The sequence below is a fragment of the Hymenobacter sp. YIM 151858-1 genome (genome assembly GCF_025979705.1).
GTDB lineage: Bacteria > Bacteroidota > Bacteroidia > Cytophagales > Hymenobacteraceae > Solirubrum.
In genome coordinates this window covers 3,492,815-3,514,338 of record NZ_CP110136.1, presented here as the reverse complement: position 1 = coordinate 3,514,338, position 21,524 = coordinate 3,492,815, and the positions used below count along the sequence as shown (strand labels likewise).

The 21,524-nt window shown below is 60.8% G+C and carries 19 protein-coding genes and 3 tRNA genes; 7 read left to right on the top strand and 15 right to left on the bottom strand.

The genetic code is table 11. The annotated features are described in order from the left end of the window. Positions 1-77: 77 nt before the first annotated feature. Positions 78-2,642, bottom strand: a complete 2,565-nt coding sequence (locus OIS50_RS15595) for an AsmA-like C-terminal region-containing protein (RefSeq protein ID WP_264691558.1) — start codon at positions 2,640-2,642, stop codon at positions 78-80. A gap of 153 nt (positions 2,643-2,795) precedes the next feature. Between OIS50_RS15595 and OIS50_RS15590 the strand changes: the two genes are divergently transcribed. Next, a tRNA-Val gene (locus tag OIS50_RS15590) sits at positions 2,796-2,873 on the top strand. 89 nt (positions 2,874-2,962) lie between these two features. Here the strand turns inward: OIS50_RS15590 and OIS50_RS15585 are convergent. Beyond that, positions 2,963-3,358, bottom strand: a complete 396-nt coding sequence (locus OIS50_RS15585) for a hypothetical protein (RefSeq protein WP_264691557.1) — start codon at positions 3,356-3,358, stop codon at positions 2,963-2,965. Between the two features lie 84 nt (positions 3,359-3,442). After that, a complete protein-coding gene (locus tag OIS50_RS15580) occupies positions 3,443-4,738 on the bottom strand; it encodes a hypothetical protein (RefSeq protein ID WP_264691556.1) in 1,296 nt (431 codons plus the stop codon). Positions 4,739-4,836: 98 nt separating this feature from the next. On the opposite strand from OIS50_RS15580, the gene OIS50_RS15575 reads away from it, so the two are divergent. Next, entirely contained in the window at positions 4,837-6,456 is a 1,620-nt protein-coding gene (locus OIS50_RS15575) for an ArnT family glycosyltransferase (RefSeq protein WP_264691555.1), read from the top strand. On the opposite strand, the gene coaE is transcribed toward OIS50_RS15575, so the two are convergent. From coaE to OIS50_RS15535, 8 genes are all read right to left on the bottom strand, one after another. Further along, positions 6,413-7,051 (bottom strand): dephospho-CoA kinase, encoded by a 639-nt coding sequence (gene coaE / locus OIS50_RS15570; protein WP_264691554.1) that lies wholly within the window; start codon positions 7,049-7,051, stop codon positions 6,413-6,415. The two genes, OIS50_RS15575 and coaE, sit on opposite strands and share 44 nt — an antisense overlap. Positions 7,052-7,054: 3 nt before the next feature. Beyond that, a complete protein-coding gene (locus OIS50_RS15565) occupies positions 7,055-8,041 on the bottom strand; it encodes a YbbR-like domain-containing protein (protein ID WP_264691553.1) in 987 nt (328 codons plus the stop codon). Between the two features lie 35 nt (positions 8,042-8,076). Beyond that, positions 8,077-8,394 (bottom strand): preprotein translocase subunit YajC, encoded by a 318-nt coding sequence (yajC, locus tag OIS50_RS15560; protein WP_264691552.1) that lies wholly within the window; start codon positions 8,392-8,394, stop codon positions 8,077-8,079. 88 nt (positions 8,395-8,482) lie between these two features. Beyond that, positions 8,483-9,007 (bottom strand): DUF1573 domain-containing protein, encoded by a 525-nt coding sequence (locus OIS50_RS15555; RefSeq protein WP_264691551.1) that lies wholly within the window; start codon positions 9,005-9,007, stop codon positions 8,483-8,485. Between the two features lie 82 nt (positions 9,008-9,089). Continuing rightward, positions 9,090-10,091 (bottom strand): isocitrate/isopropylmalate dehydrogenase family protein, encoded by a 1,002-nt coding sequence (locus OIS50_RS15550; protein ID WP_264691550.1) that lies wholly within the window; start codon positions 10,089-10,091, stop codon positions 9,090-9,092. Positions 10,092-10,205: 114 nt separating this feature from the next. After that, positions 10,206-10,520 carry a YtxH domain-containing protein gene (locus OIS50_RS15545; protein ID WP_059071732.1) on the bottom strand — a complete coding sequence of 105 codons (315 nt, stop codon included), beginning with the start codon at positions 10,518-10,520 and terminating at the stop codon, positions 10,206-10,208. A 96-nt stretch (positions 10,521-10,616) separates the two neighbouring features. Continuing rightward, positions 10,617-11,804 (bottom strand): transcription antitermination factor NusB, encoded by a 1,188-nt coding sequence (nusB, locus tag OIS50_RS15540; RefSeq protein WP_264691549.1) that lies wholly within the window; start codon positions 11,802-11,804, stop codon positions 10,617-10,619. Between the two features lie 112 nt (positions 11,805-11,916). Continuing rightward, positions 11,917-13,008, bottom strand: coding sequence for a Glu/Leu/Phe/Val dehydrogenase dimerization domain-containing protein (locus OIS50_RS15535; RefSeq protein WP_264691548.1), 1,092 nt, complete (start codon positions 13,006-13,008; stop codon positions 11,917-11,919). A 238-nt stretch (positions 13,009-13,246) separates the two neighbouring features. Here OIS50_RS15535 and OIS50_RS15530 point away from each other — a divergent pair, with 238 nt between their 5' ends. Then, on the top strand, positions 13,247-15,031 hold the full coding sequence (locus OIS50_RS15530; RefSeq protein ID WP_264691547.1) for an ABC transporter ATP-binding protein: 1,785 nt from the start codon (positions 13,247-13,249) through the stop codon (positions 15,029-15,031). Between the two features lie 64 nt (positions 15,032-15,095). On the opposite strand, the gene OIS50_RS15525 is transcribed toward OIS50_RS15530, so the two are convergent. Both OIS50_RS15525 and OIS50_RS15520 read right to left on the bottom strand, forming a co-directional pair. Then, positions 15,096-16,235, bottom strand: coding sequence for an NAD(P)/FAD-dependent oxidoreductase (locus OIS50_RS15525; RefSeq protein WP_264691546.1), 1,140 nt, complete (start codon positions 16,233-16,235; stop codon positions 15,096-15,098). Positions 16,236-16,323: 88 nt separating this feature from the next. Further along, complete coding sequence (locus OIS50_RS15520; protein WP_264691545.1) at positions 16,324-16,692, bottom strand: T9SS type A sorting domain-containing protein; 369 nt, start codon at positions 16,690-16,692, stop codon at positions 16,324-16,326. A 217-nt stretch (positions 16,693-16,909) separates the two neighbouring features. On the opposite strand from OIS50_RS15520, the gene OIS50_RS15515 reads away from it, so the two are divergent. From OIS50_RS15515 to OIS50_RS15500, 4 genes are all read left to right on the top strand, one after another. Further along, positions 16,910-16,983, top strand: a tRNA-Pro gene (locus OIS50_RS15515). Positions 16,984-17,063: 80 nt separating this feature from the next. Beyond that, positions 17,064-17,137 (top strand) — tRNA-Pro (locus OIS50_RS15510). Positions 17,138-17,488: 351 nt separating this feature from the next. After that, a complete protein-coding gene (locus OIS50_RS15505; RefSeq protein WP_264691544.1) occupies positions 17,489-18,184 on the top strand; it encodes a hypothetical protein in 696 nt (231 codons plus the stop codon). Between the two features lie 225 nt (positions 18,185-18,409). Further along, a complete protein-coding gene (locus OIS50_RS15500; RefSeq protein ID WP_264691543.1) occupies positions 18,410-19,066 on the top strand; it encodes an outer membrane beta-barrel protein in 657 nt (218 codons plus the stop codon). 24 nt (positions 19,067-19,090) lie between these two features. Here the strand turns inward: OIS50_RS15500 and OIS50_RS15495 are convergent, their stop codons facing one another. Next, complete coding sequence (locus OIS50_RS15495) at positions 19,091-19,612, bottom strand: hypothetical protein (RefSeq protein WP_264691542.1); 522 nt, start codon at positions 19,610-19,612, stop codon at positions 19,091-19,093. Between the two features lie 90 nt (positions 19,613-19,702). After that, complete coding sequence (locus tag OIS50_RS15490; RefSeq protein WP_264691541.1) at positions 19,703-21,481, bottom strand: ABC transporter ATP-binding protein; 1,779 nt, start codon at positions 21,479-21,481, stop codon at positions 19,703-19,705. Between the last annotated feature and the right edge of the window lie 43 nt (positions 21,482-21,524).

The window sequence follows — 21,524 nt, the reverse complement described above, 5'->3', positions numbered from 1 at the left end:
TATTGTTACTGTGCACCGCACGCGGGTGTTGCCTCTAAACGCACACGTGGCTTAAATGTTAGCAGCCCGGCCCTAGGTCAGAACTCGAAGTACTCGCCCGGCTGGGGCGAAGCGGGCTTTTTCTGGTGCGGCGGCGCAGGCGTTGGCGGGCGGCTGCGCACGGCGGGCGCCGCAGCGGCGGGCGTGGCACCGCCGCCGTTGCCTGCCGGGGCCTGCGCGGGGCCGCCCGGGGCCGGGCTGCCCGCTTCGCGCCGCCTGGCTACTGCCCTTTCGCGGTCGTAGGCCACCCGAAACTTGTCTTCGTTGCCCCACACGCGCAGCAATAAATCGGGCCCTTTGGCCAGGCTGCCGTCGGCGCCAGCCAGCACGGGACGGCGCAGCCCAGGCAACAGCGGAATGGTCAGGTGGTAATCCATCTGCTGATCGAAAGTGTGGGTGCCCGTAACGCGAATAACCGAGGCCCGGCGCACGTTGGAGCGGATTTCCATATCGGGCACGTACACCGTGCGGCTCTGAATGTAAATCGTGTTGGTTAGCTCATCGAAGCGCAGGCGACGCAGCTGCTCGCGGCTGGCCAGCATGCTCAGCTGCTGGGCCGGCCCAAAATTGTTCAGCTCGCCGTGCCGCACCGTGGCCCGCACCTCGGCCTCCAGTTTGTTGGTAAGGGGCTGTAGCTGCGGCCCGAAATACATATCGGCCTCGGCTGTGCCGCTGAGCTGTCCGCGCAAATGCCGGCTGGTGATGAAGTGTTGGCCGAAATCCTCGAATGCGTAAAACAAACTATCGAGCCGTACCTGCTGGCACGAGGCCACGGTGCTCACCTTCAGCAGCCCGGGTTGGCGCGCATCGAGGGTTCCGCGCAGCTGCAGGCGCCCGGCAGCCGCCGAAAGGGCAATACCCGGCGACGTAAGCACCTGCTCGTGCATGCGCACGGCCCCGCTCAGCGCCCGGGCCCGGAAGCTCCGAAAGCGCAGCTGCTGCACGGTGGCGTTCAGGTCGAGGTCGATGTTGGGGGGCAGTTGCAGGGCGTAGCCGTTGGCAGCCGTAGCGGCCCTAGGTGCCGGGCCGTTTGCCGGCCCGGAGGACCCGGCCTGCAACAGCTCATCGAGGTTAAGCAGGCGCGCCGCTACATCGGCCTCAACGCGCAAGGGCTGCCGCGGCAACAGCAGCCAGCCCAACGCATTGCGAAACAAACCGTTCAGGCGAAAATCAGAGCTACCGGCCCGCCCGGTAAAGTTGCTAACTGCCACGTCGTTGCGGCGCAGCAAAAAGCTGCCGTTCAGCTGCGTCAGCCCTAGGTTTAGTTTGCGCAGGCGTAAGCTCACGTTGCGCAATTGCAGCTCGCCCGAGGCCTCCCCCGCTGCCCGGGCGGGGTTTTGCCTGAACGTGCGCAGGTTGCCTGCCAGCTGTGCCTCGAGGCGCAATTGGCCGCTGGCTTGGTGCAGGGCGGCCACCGGGTAAAAGCGCAGTGCATCGGCCACCTCCAGCTCGGCCCGCAGGTTCAGCCGCACGTAGGGGTCGTGGAAGTTGCGGTAGCTAAGGCTGCCGCTAAACGGTTTGCCACCTAGGCGCCCGCGAATGTTGCTCAGCTCCAGCACAGCCGTGCGCGCCAGGGCTTGCGGCCCGTTGCGGAAAGCCCCGGTCAGGAACACATGCTCGATGCGCTGCTTGGTTTGAGGGTGCACAAAAGAGGCGTCGCGGCAGCCGAAGCGCACATCTACCCGCGGGTAGTGCTTGGCCGATAATTCGCCCTTTACGGTGCCGCCAAAGTACACCGCGCCTTCGCTGCGGTACACTGCCAGGGGCTTGCTGAACCTAGGCGGCAGCAGGGCGAGCAGGCTTTGCACGTCGGTGTTTTTGCCGCCGAGCTGCAGGGCCAGCTGCGTGGGTCCGCGCCAGCCTACCGTGCCCGCCACCGTGTATACGGCCGGCCCCACCTGCACCTCCGAGGGCTGAATACGCACCTGCCGGGTGGCCCGGTTTACGGCCAGCGCCGTGTTTACCGTTAGCTCGCGCTGCCGGAAGTACGTGTCGGGGCCTACGCGCAAGCCCTCCACGCGCAAGGGCCCGGTTGCCTGCACCTGCACCGTGTCGCCGGCAATGCGCAGGGCGGCCGTCAGGTCGTGGGCGTGCAGGGTGTAGCGCTGCCGTAGCGAGGAGTCGGCGTAGCTCACGGCCACGTTGCGCACGCGCACCCGCTCAAAATCGAAGCGCAGGGGCTCGTCGCCGTTGGCAGCCGTATCGGGCCGAAGCACGAGGTAGTTCGGCTGCCCGTGCTGGTTGAGGCGCACCTGCACGGCGCCTTGCTCCACCGTAAGGGTACGGATGCGGTAGCGGCCGCCGAGCACATCCCAGGCATCAAACGAGCAATGCAACCGCCGTACGCGGGCCAGCGCCACCGTATCGAGCGGCAAAGAGCCGCCTACCCGCACATTGGTGAGCAAAATGCTTACCCGGGGGAAATCCTCGCGCCACGAAAGCTCGAGCTTTTGCACTTGTACCGGTGTGCGCAGGTGCCGGTTGGCGGCCGTTACAAACAAATTAATGATGCGGTCTTCGCCCAGCCACAGGGCCGCAGCCAGCCCCAACGCCAGCAGCAGCACACTCAGCAGCCCATACCCAAACCATTTTAGCGCCCGCACCCCAAATTTTTTAAGCTTGATTACTAATCCCTTGCGCTAAAACGCAGCTTTTTCGCAGAAATTTCTTCCCCGAAATGTCGGCAAACTGTTGCGGTTTCCGAAAACACCCCCCATATTTGCACTCGCAATCGGGACACAAGCCCGGTTAAACAAGGGGGATTAGCTCAGCTGGTTCAGAGCATCTGCCTTACAAGCAGAGGGTCGGCGGTTCGAACCCGTCATCCCCCACCACTGCAAAACAGCCACTTAGTTGCAAAACTGAGTGGCTGTTTTGCTTTTGATGCTTTTGCCAGTGCAGGCGCGGCCACATAGCCTGGCTGCTACATCTGCCTCAACCAGCTGGCGGCCGTTTCCGCATCCTCAAAGGGCAGCACAATAACGCTACCTGCTACATGCTGCAGCGAGCTGTCGGTTGACAAGCGGCTGTAGATATCCGGCGAATACACCCACGCCGCGTACTCCAGGCCGGCTGCGCTGAGGGCCGGCAGCAGCTCCTGGCCTACCCACTCGGCTGCCCCGCCCCACATGCCGGTTACGTTGGTGTTGTCGTTGAGCACCTTCCGCACTTGCTCCTGCCGCACGTAATCCAGGATTTTGGTGGCGCCCTCACGCACCGATTGCTCGGTTTGGTTGCCTAACCAGTTCACGTACAACCACTCGTTAAGCGGGTCAAGATGAATTTCGATGGAAGCCGTGCGGTACAGGAGTTGCGACATAGGTTTGGGGCAGTTCGCCTAGCATACGCAGGGTTTTGGCCACAGTTGGAGCAGATTACCGGGCCGCCCAAGGCGTAGCTATAATTAGGTTTTGGGTTGCGTGGCTGCTTGGTTTAGCTGGTTCGTTTTCAGCCGCCAGAGCGTAATAAGTGGGAAGAGAACGAATGCGGGCTCGGCGAACAAACGCCAGCGGTAGCCCACAAAGAACACCAGGCTAAGCAGCAGCACTACGCAAAAGGGCGTAAGCAGCAGGGAATCGGGCACCCGAAAGCGCAACCCGCGCCAGCCCAAGGCCGTGAGCAACAAGCTCAGCAAAAAGCCTAGGTGCACCACGGCCGTTACGGGGTTGTAGCTGGTGCGGTCGGCATCGGCCACGAAGTTTTCGGGGCTGAAGAATACCCGCAGCTTCCGGCCCAGTAGCTGCAACTCCTCGGCTGGGTGCTCGGCTACCCATTGCCGGGCCAGGCGGGCGCGGGCCTGGCTTTCCTGGTACTGATTAAGTTGCCCTAGGTTGGGAATGGATTGCTGCACCCAGCGGCCAAACGGCTCGTCGGCTTCGTCCCAGTTGAACATGAACTTGCCCTGGGTAGCGGAGTTGTGGCCTTGCAGCAGCTCGAACCCCGGCTGCGTACTAAGGATGTAAACCCCGAACAGGCGGTGGTTCTTCATCAGGACCGGAACGTGGAGCGCTACCGTCAGCGCGAGCGTTAGCACGGCCGGGCGCCATACATGGCGCAATGCTGATGTACCGGCCCAATACCCGCGCCACAGCACCAGCGCGAACATCAGCCCGTACACGGCCAGCAAATAGCCGCGCAACAAACACGATACCACCACTACCAAGGCCAGCAGCAGGGCTTTGGCAGCGGGCAGCGGGCGTCCTTCTTGCAGGCGTAGCAGCTGGTACGTAACCCACACCAAGGCCGGCAGGCAGAGGTTTTCGTACCAAAACCAGGCCCCTACGTACCACAGCACCGATGGGTAAAGCGCCAGCAGGCCTGCGCCTAGCCATGCCCAACGGGGCGGCAGCCCGTACCAACGCAGCGTACGCTGCCCGTACAGCCACGTGATTGCACCGCCGGCCGCCATCAGCAGCATCAGGCCGGCCACGAGGTAGTACCGCGGCAGGCCCATCCAGGCCCAGGCGGCGTACACCCACACCGGAAATGTGGCATGAAACGCATCGGGCCGCAATTGCTGCCGCGTATGATCGAAGCTGACGTAGCCTTTGCCTTGCAGCCAGTTGTCGGCAATGCGGGCGTTGCGCACCTCGTCCCAGTTCAGCTCAAGACCGGGGTTGTTGTACCACAGCAGCCCCAGGCGCAAAGCAATCAGCAGCAAGGCAAGAAGCCAGAAAGCGCGGGGCAAACGACGCAGCATACCAGAGGCAAATAGAATAGCCTGCAAGGTAACGCAGCCGCTCCGGAAGCTACCTTTGCCGAGCCTGTCTCATGCCGCCGTTTTCACTTTCCCGCATCGTGCGCCTTTTAGCCCTTAGCCCCCGCCGCTGGGTGGTGCCGCTGTTCTTTGCGGGCGTGCTGGCCCTGGGTGCCGCCCTGCACCGCGACTACGGCGTATCGTGGGATGAATGGACGGACCGGCTCAACGGCATGGTAAACGCCAAATACGTGGCCGAGCGCCTGGCCCCGGAGCTGGCCCGACGGCAGGAGAACTACCACCGCATTCCGGATTTGCGCACGTTTGTGGAGCACGACCACGGCGCTACGTTCGAGTTGCCGGTGGTGGTGCTTACCAAGCTGGCGGGCGCCGAAGACCAGCAGCAGATTTATCAGCTGCGCCACCTGCTCACGTTTTTGCTGTACTGGGTGGGCATGCTGGCGTTTTACGGCTTGGCGCGCCTGCGCTTCCGCGACTGGCGCCTGGCCTTGTTGGGCAGCGCTTTGTTGTGGCTTACGCCCCGCCTGTTTGCCGAATCGTTCTACAACGCCAAGGACGCCGCTTTTCTGGCCCTGTTCACGCTGGCCATGTTTGCCCTGGCAAGGCTGATGCGCCGCCCCACGCTCGGCCGGGGCTTGCTGCACGGCGTTGCCACCGGGGCAGCCATTGCCCTGCGGGTAAACGGGGTGCTGCTGGTGCCGCTTACGTTGGCCGGCGTGCTGCTGGCCGCTTGGGCTACACCTAGGGCCCGCCGCCAGCGGCTCCTGAGCATGGGCGCCTGGCTACTCACGGCGGCCGGCGCTACGGTGCTGTTCTGGCCTTACTTGTGGGAGTCGCCGGTAGCGCATTTTGTTACGGCCTTTCGCAACCTGAGCCGCTTTTCGCGCTGGGATGGGCAAGTGCTTTACTTCAGCCACTTTGTGCGGGGCACCGAGCTACCCTGGCACTACGCCCCGGTTTGGATTCTGATTACCACTCCAGTAGCCTACACGCTGACCTTTGCCCTAGGTGCTGGTGCCTGGCTGCGCCGGTACCTGCCGCACCTAGGGCGCGTGCTGCGTACCTACGCCGGGTGGCTCGATTTGCTTACCTGGGCCTGGCTACTGGGCCCGCTGGTGGCGGTAGTGCTGTTCCGCTCGGTGCTGTACGACGGGTGGCGGCATTTGTATTTCGTGTACCCGGCTTTCCTGCTGCTGGCTTTGCAAGGGGTGCGGGCCTTGCAGCTGGCCCACCGGCAATGGCAGCGGCGGCTGGTGCGCCGCGTAGCGTTGGTAGGTGCTGGCCTGCTAGCCCTAGGTGCCGCCGAGCCTCTCGCGCGCATTGTGCTCGATCATCCGCATCAGCAGGTATACTTCAGCCTGTTGCCCGGCAGGGTGGTGGAGCAGCAGTTCGAGCGCGACTACTGGGGCCTGAGTTACCGCAAGGGCCTGGAGTGGATACTGGCCCACGATACCGCCGCCCGCATACCCGTATGCGCCCGCCCGCTCGATCCGGTGTACGTCAATACCCTTATCCTGTCCGGCGCCGACCGCCAGCGGCTTGTGCTGGCGCGCGACCACCAACAGGCGCGTTACTTTCTTACCAACTATCGCAACCACCCGCAGCCCTGGCCCGCCGAATACGGCCGCGAGGTGTACGCCGTGTGGGCCGATGGCATCAAGATACTCTCGGTGCTGCAGCGCCCGGTGCCGCGGCAGTAGCCAGTTGCAACAGTTGCTGATGCAGGGCCAGCACCTGCGGCAGCACCAGCTGCTCGTCGTTGTTGTAGATTACGAAGTCGGCCCGCTGCAGCTTTTCCTCTTCGCTGAGTTGCTTGCTGATGATGGCCGCAACATCGGCCGGGGTGCGGTGGGCATCGCGGCGCAGCACGCGCTGCTGGCGAAGCTGCTGCGGCGCGTAAACGGTAATTATACGGTCGAGCTGCTGCCACGAGCCCGATTCGAACATCAGCGCGGCTTCTTTCAGGATGTATCGGTGGCCGGCTTGCTGCTGCGCGGCGGCCCACTGCGCAAAATCGTGGCCCACGCGCGGGTGTACCAAGCCGTTGAGCTGAGCAAGCTTTTCGGGGTTGCTGAAAGCCAAGCCGGCCAGGTACGTACGGTTCAGCTCGCCGTTGGGCGCGTACACCTCTGCGCCGAAGGCCGCCAGCAGGCTGCTGCGCAACACATCGTCGTGGTGCATTACCCATTTGGCGCGGGTATCGGCATCGTACACGGGCACGCCCAGCAAGGCAAACAACCGGCACACCACCGATTTGCCCGAGCCAATTCCGCCGGTTATTCCAACTTTCAGCATGCGCTAACGCCTAGGTACCGATTTGTATTTGGCGCCCGACAACACCCGCACCGTGGTTACGCCAATGCGCGCGCCCCGGATAACCACCGGCAACGGCCGCAACGACAGCTGCACCGTGGAGTCGTCTTCGCGCAGCTGGCGGTAGTCGGCAAACACCTGCACCTGGCTGGGGTTGAGCTTGGCCGAATCCTCGGGAAAAAACTGCACCTCCACGGGCACTTGTGCCGGCCACAATTTCACGCTGCTGTCGCCGGGAAAGTTTTGCAGGCGGGGCTCCACGATAATGGTGCGGGTATGCACTTGCCGGGGCTGCAGCTTCACCTGCACCTCCTGCACGTCCGTTTGCACCAACGCCGGGCCGCCCATGGGCACCCTGATGCTGCCATCGGTGCTGCCGGCCGGGGCCTGCGGCAAGTGCACCGGATAAGGGTTGGGCAGCGCATTTACTGTGTTTGCCGGGCCTTTAAAGGTGATGCTGGCGGGCATAAACCGGGCATCGAAAGGCAACGCCTCGCCGGTAGCATCGGGGCTGAGCCGCAGCGGCAAACGGCGGGTTACCAGCCGATCAAACTCAAAATAAATGGTGTCCGTCAGCACCGCGTTTAGCTGCAGCCCGTCCATAGCGCCGATAAGCCCACCGCGCAAGGCGGTGCCGGGCACGGCGCCGGTCCCGCCGGGCCGGCGCACGATTACCTCGGCTGGTTTTATGTCGAGCCCCAGGGCAATGCGCAGCAGCTTCCAGCCCCGGCCGGTTACCTGCACCGCAATGCTTTCGGTAAGCGGCCTGACTGGAATAAACTGGGTTTCGTTGTAACGCCACTGCAAGGGGTAGCTCACGCGCGTGGTGTAGGTTTTGTTGAGCGCGTTGAGCAGCCAGAGCGTTACAGCCGCCAGAAAGCAACTGGTTACGACGCGCCAAAAGCTACGCTCCGGCTCCGAAAGCGGCCGGACAAACCAGCGGGCCAACGAACGTGCGGTTTGGAGCGGCATGGCGCGTTACGAACAAGCGAATCAGAGGCTACGACCTAGGCGGTGGCCTCGGCCGACTTACCTGCGTTTAGTTGCCGGGCTACGGCGCTGCGGTCGAAGGTGAGGCGGGTACCTTTGTCGACCTCCAGTACTACTTTGTCGTCGCTGAGCTCCACCACGCGGCCGTGCAGGCCTCCAATGGTTACCACTTGCGAACCTTTGCTCAGGCCTTCGCGCAGCTTGCGCGCCTCGGCAGCCCGCTTTTGCTGCGGCCGAATCATGAAGAAGTAGAACACGGCCAGCAGCAGCAGCGGGAACAGGTACTGCAACGGGCCGCTAGCGGCGGAGGCTTGCAACAAGAGCGTGAGAAGCACGGCAGAAGAGAAAAGGTTGAAGAAAGACAAGTTTACAATAAAAAAGGCCTGCGGCAGTTGCCGCAGGCCTTTTTTCGTGGTTTAGCAATTACTGGCGAACCGGGCCGCTGGCGCCATCGGGCAGGATATTGCCTTTGATAGTGAGCTGCGTGGTGCTCGGCTGGGTGTTGGCCGTAATGGTAATCTGCTTGTTTTGCATGCCCGATTTGCCGTGGGCATCAAACTGCACTTCGATTTTGCCTTTCTGGCCCGGCGCTACCGGGTCTTTGGGCCAGCTGGGCACGGTGCAGCCGCACGATGCCTGCGCGTTGTCGATGAGCAGCGGGGTTTTGCCCGTGTTCGTGAACTCGAAGGTGTGTTTTACTACCGAGTTGGGCTGAATATCGCCGAAGTTGTGCTCGGGCTCGGCAAAGGTCATTACCGGCGCGTTCGGGTTCGGGGCTTCCGATTCGGCCGCCACGTTGGGGTTGTCTACCGTGGGGTTGGCGGCATCGGCAGCTTGGGTGGCGGCCACGTTCATGCCGGCTTCGCCGACCTCGGTTTTTTGCTGATTGCAAGCGCCTGTGAAGAGCAGGCCGGCTACCAGCAGGGTCGAAAACAAGGTGCGTTTCATGGAATCGATAAGATGGAAAAGCCGCGCTGCCTTTTACCGGCAGCGCGGCAGGCTTTCCTTCAAATATACAACGGCCAGCGGGTTAGCGCAGGTTGTTGATTACGTTTTGGGCAAACTGCTGCGTAGTAGCCGGGCCGCCTAGGTCGCCGGTGCACTGCTCCTTGTGGCGCAGCGTTTCGTTTAGGGCTGCTTCGATGCGCGTGGCGTACTCCTTCTCGCCTAGGTGCTCCAGCATCAGCAGGGCCGAGCGCAGCAGGGCGGTGGGGTTGGCAATGCCTTTGCCGGCAATGTCAGGAGCCGAGCCGTGCACGGCCTCGAAGATGGCCATGTCGTCGCCGATATTGGCGCCAGCTACCACACCTAGGCCGCCTACCAGGCCAGCGCACAAGTCGGAGAGGATGTCGCCGAACAGGTTGGTGGTTACAATCACATCGAACTGCTCGGGCTTGGTTACGAGCTGCATGCACATGTTGTCGATGATCTTGTCCTCGAACTGAATGTGCGGAAACTCGCGCGCGGCTTCCTGCGCGGCGTCGAGCATCAGCTTGCCGGCCATTTTCAGGATGTTGGCTTTGTGGGCCAGCGTTACCTTTTTGCGGCCGTGCTTGGCAGCGTAGGCAAAAGCCGCGCGGCAGATTTTGCGCGAGCCTTCTACCGAAATGCGGTTAATGGAGTCGGCGATGCCGCGGGGCTCGTCGTACATCTCCAGGCCCGAGTACAGGCCTTCGGTGTTCTCGCGGAACAACACGATGTCAACACCCGAGTAGCGCGTGGGCACGCCCTCGGTGGTTTTGGCCGGGCGCAGGTTCTGGTACAGGTCGTACTTCTGGCGCAGCGTTACGTTGATGGAGCGGAAGCCCTTGCCCACCGGTGTGGTAATGGGGCCTTTCAGGCCCACGCGGTTGCGCTCCAGCGAGTCCATCAGGGCCTGCGGAATCAGCTCGCCCGATTGGTCGTAGGTGGTCTGCCCAGCGTTTTGTTCTTCCCACTGCACGGGCACCTGCGCGGCAGCAAAAATGTCCTGCACGGCGCGGGTGATTTCAGGACCGATGCCGTCGCCAGGAATGAGGGTGATAGTATGCATGACGAATGAATGTGCGGATAGAAGAATGTGCTGATGTGCTAACGATGAATGCGCCTAGGTACTTCCTCAGCTCATTTCATCGGGTAGCGCATCAGCACATTGGTTTGGCGCGGCTTACAGCGCCGTGCGGCGCGAGTTGATTTGGTTGATGAGCTGATCTACGTCGCCCAGCAGTTGTTCGGCTTTGTCCTTGGCGTCGCGGATTACGCGCTGCCCCTCGGCCCGGGCCGACGACGGACCTTCGTCGACGCGGCTGGTAACGAGGTTCTCCGTCAGATCGGCCAGCACTTCGCGGTACTTCTCGAGCTTGTAGCTAAGCCAGCTACGCGTTTCGCGGCCCTTTTCGGGGGCGTACAGAAGGCCAATAGTAGCGCCGGCTAGGGCGCCGGTGGCAAAGCACAAAATGCCGGTAGTGGTTTTGCTAGCCATGGGGCGGGTGCGGTAGGGAGAGAAGGGATAGTGCGGAAAACAGAACGGTTTCTGAGGGGCTCAACGCAGGTGCCGTTGCCGGGGTTGCCTAGGGCTTTACTGGTTATCCAGCAAGCCGCGGCCCGACTTACGGATTGCTCCGCTGGCCATCAGGTCCTGGGCCAATTTATCCAGAATACCGTTCACAAACTGCTTGCTTTTGGGCGTGCTGTAGAGTTTGCTGATTTCGATGTACTCGTTGATGGTCACCTTCACCGGAATGGAGCGGAACAGGTGCATTTCGCACAAGGCCATCTTCAGGATAATCTTATCGAGCAGGGCCACGCGCTCCACGTCCCAGTTTTGCACGGCACCCGAAATCAGCTGTTCGTAGCGGGCGTCGTCGGTGAGGGTTTGCTTGTACAGCGTTTCGGCAAACTCCTTGTCCTCCTGCCAGTTGGCCGAAAGCGAAAGAAGCTCCATGTTCTCGTCGGTGCCTTCTTCCAGCATCTTCATCGTCTTCACCACGAGGTTCTTCACGATGGCGCGGTTTTCCTCCCAGTTCAGGTCTTGCTCTTCCAGCAGCGCCGGAATGGCCTCGCCCTTGAACACGTACGTCTTGTAGATGTGCTTGAGGATTTCCTGCTCGGCCGCGTAGTCGGCGGCGGGCGCCTCAAAGTAGCTGCGCAGCTCGGTGTCGTTGCGCATCTCGTTGCGCCAGGCCTGGCGCAGGGCTTCCATTTCATCTTCGCCGGCCCACTGCAGGGTACGCCGAATGGTTAGCTCCTGCAGCTGCTTGTTGGCGGCCAGCTTTTGCAGCACCGGGCTTTGCTCGAGGCGCGTGGTGTCTACGCGGTCGGTGGCGGCCGTAAAGCGGCGCGCTTCGCGGCTACGTTCCTCTTCCAGCACCTGCAGCAGCGCGGCAGGCAGGTTCAGCAGGTGGATGTACTGATCGTGAATGCTCTCGGTGGCATGGAGCATCTGGTTCAGGTAGAACAAGTTCTCCTTTTGCACCTGCTTCTGGTAGTACTTGACGGCGTCGCGAACGGCATCGTTTACCTCCTGGTTGTCGAGCTGTTCGGGCTCGGCCGTACCGCCGGCCTTATGCCACTCCCGAAAACCCGCTTCGGCCAGCTTCTGCTGCCCTTGCAGCAGGCGCCGGTCTTGCGGTACCATGGAGTTCAGGTCGGGCTGAAAAGCTTCGCTGATGCGGTCCAGAGCCAATAGAAAATCGGACCCGATTGCCTGATCGTAGGCATAGAGGGCCTGCATGACTTTGATGCGAAGCGTGCGGCGGTTAAGCAAAACGGAAGGAGTTAATGAGTTTGCGAGTTGGGGAGCTTACGAGTTAGGAAGTCGCGGCTCAGAAGTCCTGAACAACAACTCCTAAACTCACAAACTCCCCAACTCCTAAACTTTAGTACGTCGATTTCACCCGACCGATGGCAGCAATGCGCTGCTCGGCCTGGCGAACGGCCGCCGCCTGCGGGTGCGTACCCTCTTTGGCGGCTTTCTCCAGTACCTGGAGAGTGTAATCGTAAATCTTTTCGGTTTGGTTCAGGGCGCCCTGGCGGCTGCTGCCTACTACTTCCGAGTACACGTTGATCAGGCCACCGGCGTTGATCAGGAAGTCGGGGGCGTAGATGATGCCGCGCTCTACCAGCGCCGGGCCGTGCACGTTCTCGTCTTTGAGCTGATTGTTGGCGCAGCCTGCTACCACGGCGCACTTCAGGCGGCCGATGGTGTCGTCGTTGAGGGTGGCACCTAGGGCGCAGGGCGAGTAGATGTCCACGTCCTGGTCGTAGATTTCATCGAGGCCCACCACTGTAGCACCGAAACGGGCACCAGCCTCCTCGGCGCGCTCCTTGTAGTAGTCGGTCAGCACGATTTCGGCGCCCTCCTTGGTGAGGTGCTCGAGCAGGTAGGTGCCCACGTGGCCCACGCCCTGCACGGCTACGCGCTTGCCCACAAGGCTATCCGAGCCGAACGCCTTTTTGGCGGCCGCCTTCATGCCCATGTAGGTGCCGTAAGCCGTTACGGGCGAGGGGTCGCCCGAGCCGCCCATGCTCTCGGGCAGGCCGGCTACGTGGGTGGTTTCCATGCGGATGTACTCCATGTCCTTGGTGGTCATGTTCACATCCTCGGCCGTGATGTACTTGCCGTTCAGGTTCTTCACGAAGCGGCCGAACTTGCGCAGCAGGGCTTCGTTCTTTTGCGTTTTGGCGTCGCCGATAATCACGGCTTTGCCGCCCCCTAGGTTCAGACCCGAAATAGCGGCCTTGTAGGTCATGCCCCGCGAGAGGCGCAGCACGTCGTTCAGCGCTTCGGCGTCGGAGGCGTAGTGCCACATGCGCGTACCGCCCAAGGCCGGGCCCAGTACGGTGTTGTGGATGCCGATGATGGCGCGAAGTCCGGTTTCGTGGTCGTGACAGAACACGACTTGCTCGTGCTGGAACTCAGCAATTTGCCCGAAAATGCTGGTCTCGGGCAGGGCTTGGATCTCAACCATGGGGAAAACGTTGTGGGAATGGGTAGGATGTAGGTAGACGGCATATGGTCGCCGTGGCCGGACCAAACGTTGCGCAGAACCTAGGGAGTCGTGGCCGGTTTCTGACTACTGACTTCCCACTACGCAGTACCTTTGGCCACCGCCCCGAAACCGGCCGCAAAGGTAACCCGTTTTTCCGACTCAGCCCACCGGCAACGTTCCCGAAAACCGGTCAACTTGGCCTCCGACACTCCCGCCCGTGAAAGCCCTCCGCGCTACCGATAAATACCTGATCCGCTACAAATGGCATTTCCTAGGTGGGGTGCTGTTTGTGGCCCTCAGCACCCTGCTGGCCATCTTTCCGGCGCAGGTGGTGCGCTACGCCTTCGATCTGGTGCAGGAGGGCATCGACCTGTACCACCTCTTCGGGGGCACCCAAGCCCAGCAGGGCGTGTACAGCCTGTTTGGCCGCAACATCATCCTGTATGGCGCCCTTATTATCGGGTTGGCCTTGCTGCGCGGGGTGTTTTTGTTTTTCATGCGCCAGACGCTCATCGTGATGTCGCGGCTGATTGAGAACGATCAGAAAAACGAGATTTACCAGCACTACCAGTCGCTGCCCCTCTCCTTCTACCGCCGCCATAGCACCGGCGACCTGATGTCGCGCATTTCCGAGGACGTGGGCCGCGTGCGCATGTACATCGGGCCGGCCATCATGTACTTCATGCAGCTGGTTATCCTGTTTCTGCTGATTGTGCCGCTGATGCTGATGGTGAACGTGAAGCTCACCTTGCTCACGCTGCTGCCGCTCCCGGTGCTGAGCATCAGCATTTTCTACGTCAACAACCTGATCGAGAAGAAATCGGACGAGATTCAGAAGGCCCTGGCCAACATGACCACCTTCGTGCAGGAGGCGTTTTCGGGCATCCGGGTGCTGAAGTCGTTTGTGCGCGAGCAGGACTCGCACCAGCAGTTCGCGGCGGCCTCCAACGCCTACAAGGAAAAGTCCTTGAGCCTGAACTTCGTCAACTCGCTGTTTTTCCCGCTGATTCTGTTTCTGGTGGGCGTCAGCACCATCGTTACAGTGTGGATTGGCGGCCAGGAGGTTATCCGCGGCACCATCAGCATCGGCACCATTGCCGAGTTTCTGATTTACGTGAACCTGCTGACGTGGCCCGTTACGGCCCTAGGTTGGACCTCGTCGCTGGTGCAACGGGCCGAGGCGTCGCAGGCGCGCATCAATGAGTTCCTGCACCAGAAAACCGACATCGTGTCGCGCCAGAACATCGAGCAGCCCATTCAGGGCGACATTGTATTCGATAACGTGTCGTTTGTGTACCCCGATACGGGCATTCGGGCGCTCGATCAGGTGTCGTTCCGTATTCAGCCGGGGCATACGCTGGCGGTTATCGGCAACACAGGCTCGGGCAAAAGCACCGTGGCCAACCTGCTCTGCCGCCTCTACGACGTGACGGAGGGCCGTATTTTGGTCGATGGCGTGGATGTGCGCGACTATGCGCTTACCTCGTTGCGCAGCCAGATCGGCTACGTGCCGCAGGATGTGTTTCTGTTTTCCGACACCATTGGCCACAATATTGGTTTTGGCCTCGATGCGCTTTCGGAAGAACGCATGGTGCAAGCTGCCAAGGATGCCGATGTGTACGAGAACATCATGCGGTTTCTGGAGGGCTTCGATACCAAAGTAGGCGAACGGGGCATTACCCTTTCGGGCGGCCAGAAGCAGCGCATCAGCATTGCCCGCGCGTTGGTAAAAGAGCCGAGCATCCTGATTCTGGACGACGCGCTTTCGGCTGTTGATACCAAGACCGAGAACGTGATCCTAGGTAGCCTGCAGCGCATCATGCAGAACCGCACCAGCCTGATTATCTCTCACCGGGTATCGTCGGTAAAGCTGGCCGACCACATTCTGGTGCTCGACGACGGCCGCATTGTGCAGCACGGTACCCACGAGGAACTCATGGCCGACCAAGATGGCCTGTACCGCGCCCTCTACGAGCGGCAGCTGCAAAGCGAAGAGGCTTAGGGCGAAGGAAGAAGGAGGAAGGATGAGCAATCAGACCGTTGCTCATCCTTCCTCCTTCTTCTTTTTAATTCAACAACAGCTCGGCGGCTCGCTGGCCGCTGCGCGTGCCCATGGCCACGCCCATGCCGTTGCAGCGCAGGGCGCCGTACACGCCTGGCGCCAGATCTCCGATAAACGGCTCCAGCTCCTGGCCAAAGCCCATTACGCCGCTCCAGCGGTGCTCAACCTCAACGTTTCGGCCGGGCAGTATCACCTCGCGCAACAGCTGCTCCAGGCGCTGCTGCACGAGCGGCGTGAGGCCGGGCTCGGTGGTGGCTTCGGCCGCAAAGTCGAGGTTGCGGCCGCCGCCCAGCAACAGGCGGTTGCCCGCCACGGGCCGGAAGTAGTAATAGCCCTTATCGTAATGGAAGGTGCCGGGCAGATTGAGCCCGGGTACGGGTGCCGTTACCAGCACCTGGCCGCGGCCGGGCACTACATCGAGGTCGGGGAAGAACGTGCGGCTGAAAGCATTGGTAGCCAACAGCACTTGCCCGGCTTCCACCTGGGCAAGTGGCGTTTTGAGTTTAACGGTGGTTGCGCCCGCGTCGATTGCCGTAACCGGCACGCCGTGCAATATGGTTACGCCCTCTTGCCAGGCAAGGCGCAGCAGCGCGTGCATCATGCGGCCGGTATCCAGCGCACCTTCGGCTACGTTCTCCAGCATGCTGTGCACGCCTGCAAAGCCGAAGTCGGGCAACTTGTGGTCGGCTACGCGAAAGATTTCCGATTCGCCGATGATTGGCGCCAGCAGCGCGTTGTAGTACCCTAGGTGCTCACGGCATTGCGCGGCCAGCGCCGCTTCCTGCTCCCGAAACAGCTCGAACCCACCTAGGGCCTCGTAGCCGATGGCTTCGTCGCCCAGCAGCTCGCGCAACAGGCGCAGTCCCTCCCAGCGGTACTGCACCACCGACAGCAGCGCCGCCGTGCCGCCGCGCTTTTCCTGCTCTATGAGCTCCGACACGCTTCCGAAGCAGGCAAAGCCGGCATTTTTGGTGCTAGCGCCGTTGGGCAGCACGTCGCGCTCCAGCACCACTACGCGGGCCCTAGGCCGGAGCCGCTTGGTGAAGACAGCAGCCGTGAGCCCTACCAGCCCGGCCCCTACCACGGCCACATCAAAGCCTTGCAAAAAGCTTTGTTTTTCCCAGTATGACAGCAAAGTAGCCACGGCAAACGCTCGGAGATAAAAACAGAAAGCCTCCCAACCACAACAGTCGGGAGGCTAAAGTACTAGCCCGTAAAATAGGCGCAAAGGCTTACTGGCCCAGGGTTACGCGGCGCATGAATGTTTTGTCGGCTACCATGCAGCGCACCACGTACGAGCCACCGGGCAGGTTGCCCAGCGGCACCGAAATGGCCGAGCCATTAACCGACAACGCTTTGGTGAGCACCGGGTGGCCTGAGGCATCGTTTACTTCCAGCTGCATCGGTCCTTTGGCGTTGGTGCGCACCCGCAACGTGTTGTTTACGGGGTTGGCCTCCACGTTGAAGGTGATGCCGGGGCCGGCCACGGGCTGCTGCACCGAATCGGAAGTGATAAGCGCAGGCTTTGCCGTGGGGCTGTTTTGGGCAAGTGCAGCGCTCGATAGCGCCACAAACATAAAGGTGTAGACGTACGCTTTCATAGGTGGAAACGACTGCGTGTCAGAACTCAAAGATACTGATTTTGGCCATGATGAGCTTGGTTCAGCAACTGTTCTCAAGCTCGTCGGGGTATTAAACGCACCACATGCCAACTTTCGTGCCTATTTCTACGTAGTGCCGGCACCCGAAAAAAATCAGTTACCAGGGGTTGCAGGATTGCCAGCCATCTGCTTACATTTGCACCCACATTGTCCGAATCGGGGTGTAGCGCAGCCCGGTAGCGCGCTACGTTCGGGACGTAGAGGCCGTAGGTTCGAATCCTGCCACCCCGACTACGCAATAGGAAAGAAGCTAATACCAGGGCTTTTTTTCTGGACAATGTGAAGGCCGCCTTCCCGAAAGGCGCCACGCTCGGGGTGTAGCGTAGCCTGGTATCGCGCCAGCATGGGGTGCTGGAGGTCGCAGGTTCGAATCCTGCCACTCCGACGAAAGTCCGAAAGCCCGCTGAACAGCTTGTTCAGCGGGCTTTTTGTTTTCTGACTCCTCCGGTTTGCTGAAGGCACCTAGGAACCTGTGCGCGAACTACGTTTCGGGCAGCCAGGCATAGCCAAAGCAGTTTCACCGCTTCGGTGCGTAGCAGAATACTATCGATGAAGAAGCTCGGACGGGTCTTCGCATGACGTTGGAAGAGCCACCGTATTAGCAAAAACGCAAACACCCAAAGCATATTTGCTGCTAAGCATTAGGTAATAACTATACCTGCGTACCGTTTTGCCATCCGAAGCTCGACTACCAAGAGAGCTATTCGCACCTTATCACCACCGTTCGTTTATCTACATGAAGTACTTCTTTGGCAGCGCGCTACTGACGCTGGCAGCACTATCGGCACAGGCCCAAACCACGCAAGGCACCAAGCTGCTGGGCGGCAGCCTCGGCTTCCACAGCGCCAACACCGAAACCACCAGTCAACTTATCGGAACGCCGCTCGGGCAAACCAAATCGACTGCCCGTGGCGGCGCCGTTTCGCTCAACGGCGGGTATTTCGTGCGCGATGGTTGGGCAGTGGGCCTAGGTGTGGGGCTCGGCGGCAGCAGCAACGAGCAACCTCACTATGCCTACGACGGCTCGGGCGGCCTGGCAGTGTTTCAGGGCTCCTCAAAACAGAGCTCGGTGAGTGTGGCGCCATTTGTTCGGTACTACCACCTACTGGGCGAAAAAGCCGGCTTCTTCGGGCAGTTTTCGGTTGGCTACGGCCAGCAGCGTGCATCTGCCGAAAGCACCGCTCCCGGCTTTGTTGCCCACCCCATCAAAACAAAAACCGGCTACGCCAGCCTAACGCCGGGCTTCGTGTACTTCCCCAGCAGCAAAATAGGCCTGGAGGTAAGCCTGGGCAACCTTGGCTACAGCCGCGGCACCAGCCGCACCGAAGACCCGCTCGGCGCCAATACAAGCAAAAGCACCAGCTCGGGCTTTAATGCTATGTTCGGCATCAGCTCGCTGCATTTGGGCGCCTCCTTGTACCTAGGCCACTAGGAACACCTTGGCAACGCGCCGGGGCTGCTAAGGCGGTACGGCCCTGGCGCGTTGCTGCTTTCGGCTGTTAAGCTTACTGATAATCGGTGCTCTTATAGATTTTCGAGCCATCGGTGCCATGCCATGAACCTATTTCGCGGCTTGCTTGCACCTCATCCGTGCTTTGGCAAGGAAGTTGGTCAAGCGGCGCAACATCTACCCGATTCTATATTCAATCTGTACCCCATGAAATTCCTTGGATGGGCAGCCCTGCTGATGGGCGCAACGGCTATTAGCGCACAGGCGCAAATTCCGGCTGGTACCGTACTGGTGGGCGGCAGCGCGGGCTACTCGCGCACGTCGGTGCAAGCCTACCCGATTATCGCCAATGCCTCAGGCCCCGAAAGCAAATCCCGTAACGTCTCCTTTAGGCCCCAGGTGGGCTACTTTATCAGCGACAACCTGGCCCTAGGTATCGACGGCCACCTGAGCGCCGATAAGCACCAGACAACCGGCCAGGATACCCGCCGCTACCTCGAGTACTCGGTGGGCCCGTTTGTGCGCTACTATAAAATGTTGGGCGAAAGCCAATTTGGTTTGGTGGGCACCCTGGGTGCCGGCTACCGCGAAAATTGGGACAAGTACAAGTGGTACGACCCGCGCGCCAACTACCACGGCCGCGGCGGCTACGCCGAGTTTACGCCCGGCGTGGTGTACTTCCCGGTGCCCAAGGTGGGCATCGAGGCCTCGTTTGGCAACATTGGGTATTCGTACTTCCGCAACAAGCAGGAGCAACCCACCAATGCGCAAGTGGAGCGGCAGCAGTACACCAGCAAATCGTTTGGGGCCAACCTTGGCTTGCGGAGCTTTGCCCTAGGTGCCTCTTTGTACCTCGGGCGCTAGCCGGCACCTAGGCGCGGGCGCGGCTTACTTCAGCACCACCAGCATTTCCGACGGAGCGTCTTCGGGGAATTGTTCCACGAAGACGCTCCGCGTTTGGAGCTTGCGCTCTTTCACGGCGTCTTTCAGGGCGGGGTACAGCTTGCCCGGCGCCAGCATGAAATTGGCTTTTACGCGGGCACGCAGCACGCGCTGCCCGGCCGGCAAGGCCCGGAACGAGTAGCCCACGGGCAGCCGCTGGCTGGTGGTATCGGGCACCACCATACCGATAAAGGCCTTCACCTCCTGCCCTTCTTTCTCGGGGTCGTTGTAGTAAATGTTGCCCAGCGCGCCCTTAAGGGTGCCGGCGCGGTACAGCTCGTTGGTTTGGCTGAACAGCTTGGCGAAGTTTTGGTCGGGGATGCCCTCGTAGTAGCGGCCGGCCAGGTAAATGGGCTGCTTGGTGGTAAGCTGCTCTACCTCCGGCGTGGCAAAACCACCTAGGTAGGCATACACGCCTGCAAAAACCGACAGCAGCACGCCGCCAATAATGAAAAACCAACGAGACATTTGGTAGTGAACAATTATCAATGAGCAATGAACAATGAGTAGTTAGCAATGAGAACCACCCTAAACCGGGTTTTGCTCATTGATAATTGTTTATTGTTCATTGACTAAGTACTGCATTTGGTAAAGCTGGGCGTAGTAGCCGCCCAGGCGCAGCAACTCCTCGTGCTGGCCGCTTTCCTTTATTTCGCCGCGGTCGAGCACGATGATGCGGTCGGCCTTCTGAATGGTGCTCAGGCGGTGGGCAATTACCAGCGAGGTGCGGCCCAGCATCAGCTTTTCAATGGCTTCCTGAATCATTTCCTCGGTTTCGGAGTCGACCGACGAGGTGGCTTCGTCGAGAATGATGATGCGCGGGTCGTACACCAGTGCGCGCACGAAGGAGATGAGCTGGCGCTGGCCTACCGACAGCGTCGAGCCGCGCTCCATCACCTTGTACTGCAAGCCGCCGGGCAGGCGCTCGATAAACTTATCGGCCCCCACCAGCCGCGCCGAGGCCCAGATTTGCTCCTCCGTAATGCTCTGGTCGCCTAGGGTAATGTTGTCCTGAATGGTACCGTTGAACAGGAATACATCCTGCAGCACCACGGCAATGTGCTTGCGCAGCGCCTTCAGGTCGTACTCGCGCAGGTCGTGCCCATCCACGCATATTTCGCCGCGCTGAATGTCGTAGAAGCGCGACAGCAGGTTGATGATGCTGGTTTTGCCGGCGCCCGTAGCACCCACGAAAGCAACAGTCTGGCCGGCTTTCACCTCAAAGCTAATGTCGCGCAGCACCCATTCGGGCTCATTATAAGCAAACCACACGTGGCGGAAGTCAACCTCCCCACGCAGGGTAGCGGGCTGGCGCGTGCCTTCGTTCGGGATAAACTCCTTGCTGTCGAGCAGCTTCAAGAGGCGCTCGGTGCTTACCAAGCCCAGCTGCAGCGTGTTGAAGCGGTCGGCAATTTGCCGAATGGGCCGGAAAAACAGCGAGTTGTACATGATGAAGGCGATGAGCGCCCCCTTCGAGATGGTGCCCTCAATCTGGCCTTGCGCGGCGTACCACACCAGCAAGCCCACGCCAACGGCACCTAGGACTTCGGCCACCGGGAAGTACACCGAGTAGTACAGCACCGAGCGGATGTTGGCGCGGGTGTGCGCTTGGTTCAGCTTCTCGAACTTGCGAAACTCGCGCTCCTCGTTGCCGAAAATCTGCACGATGCCCATGCCCGTGAGGTGCTCCTGCACAAAGGCGTTGAGATTGGCCACGGCGGTGCGCACCTCCTGAAACGACTTCTTCACCTTCTCCTTGAACACGTACGTGCTCAGCAGCAACGGCGGAATCACCGACAGGCTTACCAGCGTGAGGCGCCAATCGATGTAAAACATGAAGGCCATGATGAACACCAGCTGCAGGATGTCGCCGATCATGGCCGCAAGGCCTTCGCTGAACACGTCCGAGAGGGTTTCTACGTCGGAGATGTTGCGCGTTACCAGCACCCCAATGGGTGTGCGGTCGAAGAACTGCAGGCGCAGGTTGAGGATGTGTTGGTAGAGGTCGACGCGGATATCGCGCACGATGTACTGGCCCAGCCAGCCACCGTAAAAAGTTTGCAGGTAGCTGACGCCGGTATGGGCCACCAGCAAGGCCATTAGCCAGGCAAACATGCGGTTGAGCCCCTGCCAGTCGCCGTTGGTAATCTGCACGTCCACCATCTGCTGAATCAGAAACGGGCGCATGGTACCTAGCACCGCGGTGGCAACGGTCAGGAAGATCAGCAGCGCGAAAATGCCGCGGTAAGGCCGGATGTACACCAGCAGGCGGCTGAGCACTTGCCAGTCGAAGATATTGCCGGCTTTGGCCGACGTAGCAGTAGCAGCAGGCTCCACGGGCAGCAGGTTAGGTCAGGACGATAGGTACGTAAGAGGCTAA

What these genes read in the sequence shown, in the direction of transcription:
- OIS50_RS15555 (WP_264691551.1), bottom strand. Translation starts at nt 9,007, where the DNA reads ATGAAACGCACCTTGTTTTCGACCCTGCTGGTAGCCGGCCTGCTCTTC.
- OIS50_RS15550 (WP_264691550.1), bottom strand. Translation starts at nt 10,091, where the DNA reads ATGCATACTATCACCCTCATTCCTGGCGACGGCATCGGTCCTGAAATC.
- OIS50_RS15505 (WP_264691544.1), top strand. Translation starts at nt 17,489, where the DNA reads ATGAAGTACTTCTTTGGCAGCGCGCTACTGACGCTGGCAGCACTATCG.
- OIS50_RS15500 (WP_264691543.1), top strand. Translation starts at nt 18,410, where the DNA reads ATGAAATTCCTTGGATGGGCAGCCCTGCTGATGGGCGCAACGGCTATT.
- OIS50_RS15520 (WP_264691545.1), bottom strand. Translation starts at nt 16,692, where the DNA reads ATGAAAGCGTACGTCTACACCTTTATGTTTGTGGCGCTATCGAGCGCT.
- OIS50_RS15585 (WP_264691557.1), bottom strand. Translation starts at nt 3,358, where the DNA reads ATGTCGCAACTCCTGTACCGCACGGCTTCCATCGAAATTCATCTTGAC.
- OIS50_RS15535 (WP_264691548.1), bottom strand. Translation starts at nt 13,008, where the DNA reads ATGGTTGAGATCCAAGCCCTGCCCGAGACCAGCATTTTCGGGCAAATT.
- coaE (WP_264691554.1), bottom strand. Translation starts at nt 7,051, where the DNA reads ATGCTGAAAGTTGGAATAACCGGCGGAATTGGCTCGGGCAAATCGGTG.
- OIS50_RS15580 (WP_264691556.1), bottom strand. Translation starts at nt 4,738, where the DNA reads ATGCTGCGTCGTTTGCCCCGCGCTTTCTGGCTTCTTGCCTTGCTGCTG.
- OIS50_RS15495 (WP_264691542.1), bottom strand. Translation starts at nt 19,612, where the DNA reads ATGTCTCGTTGGTTTTTCATTATTGGCGGCGTGCTGCTGTCGGTTTTT.
- OIS50_RS15545 (WP_059071732.1), bottom strand. Translation starts at nt 10,520, where the DNA reads ATGGCTAGCAAAACCACTACCGGCATTTTGTGCTTTGCCACCGGCGCC.
- OIS50_RS15565 (WP_264691553.1), bottom strand. Translation starts at nt 8,041, where the DNA reads ATGCCGCTCCAAACCGCACGTTCGTTGGCCCGCTGGTTTGTCCGGCCG.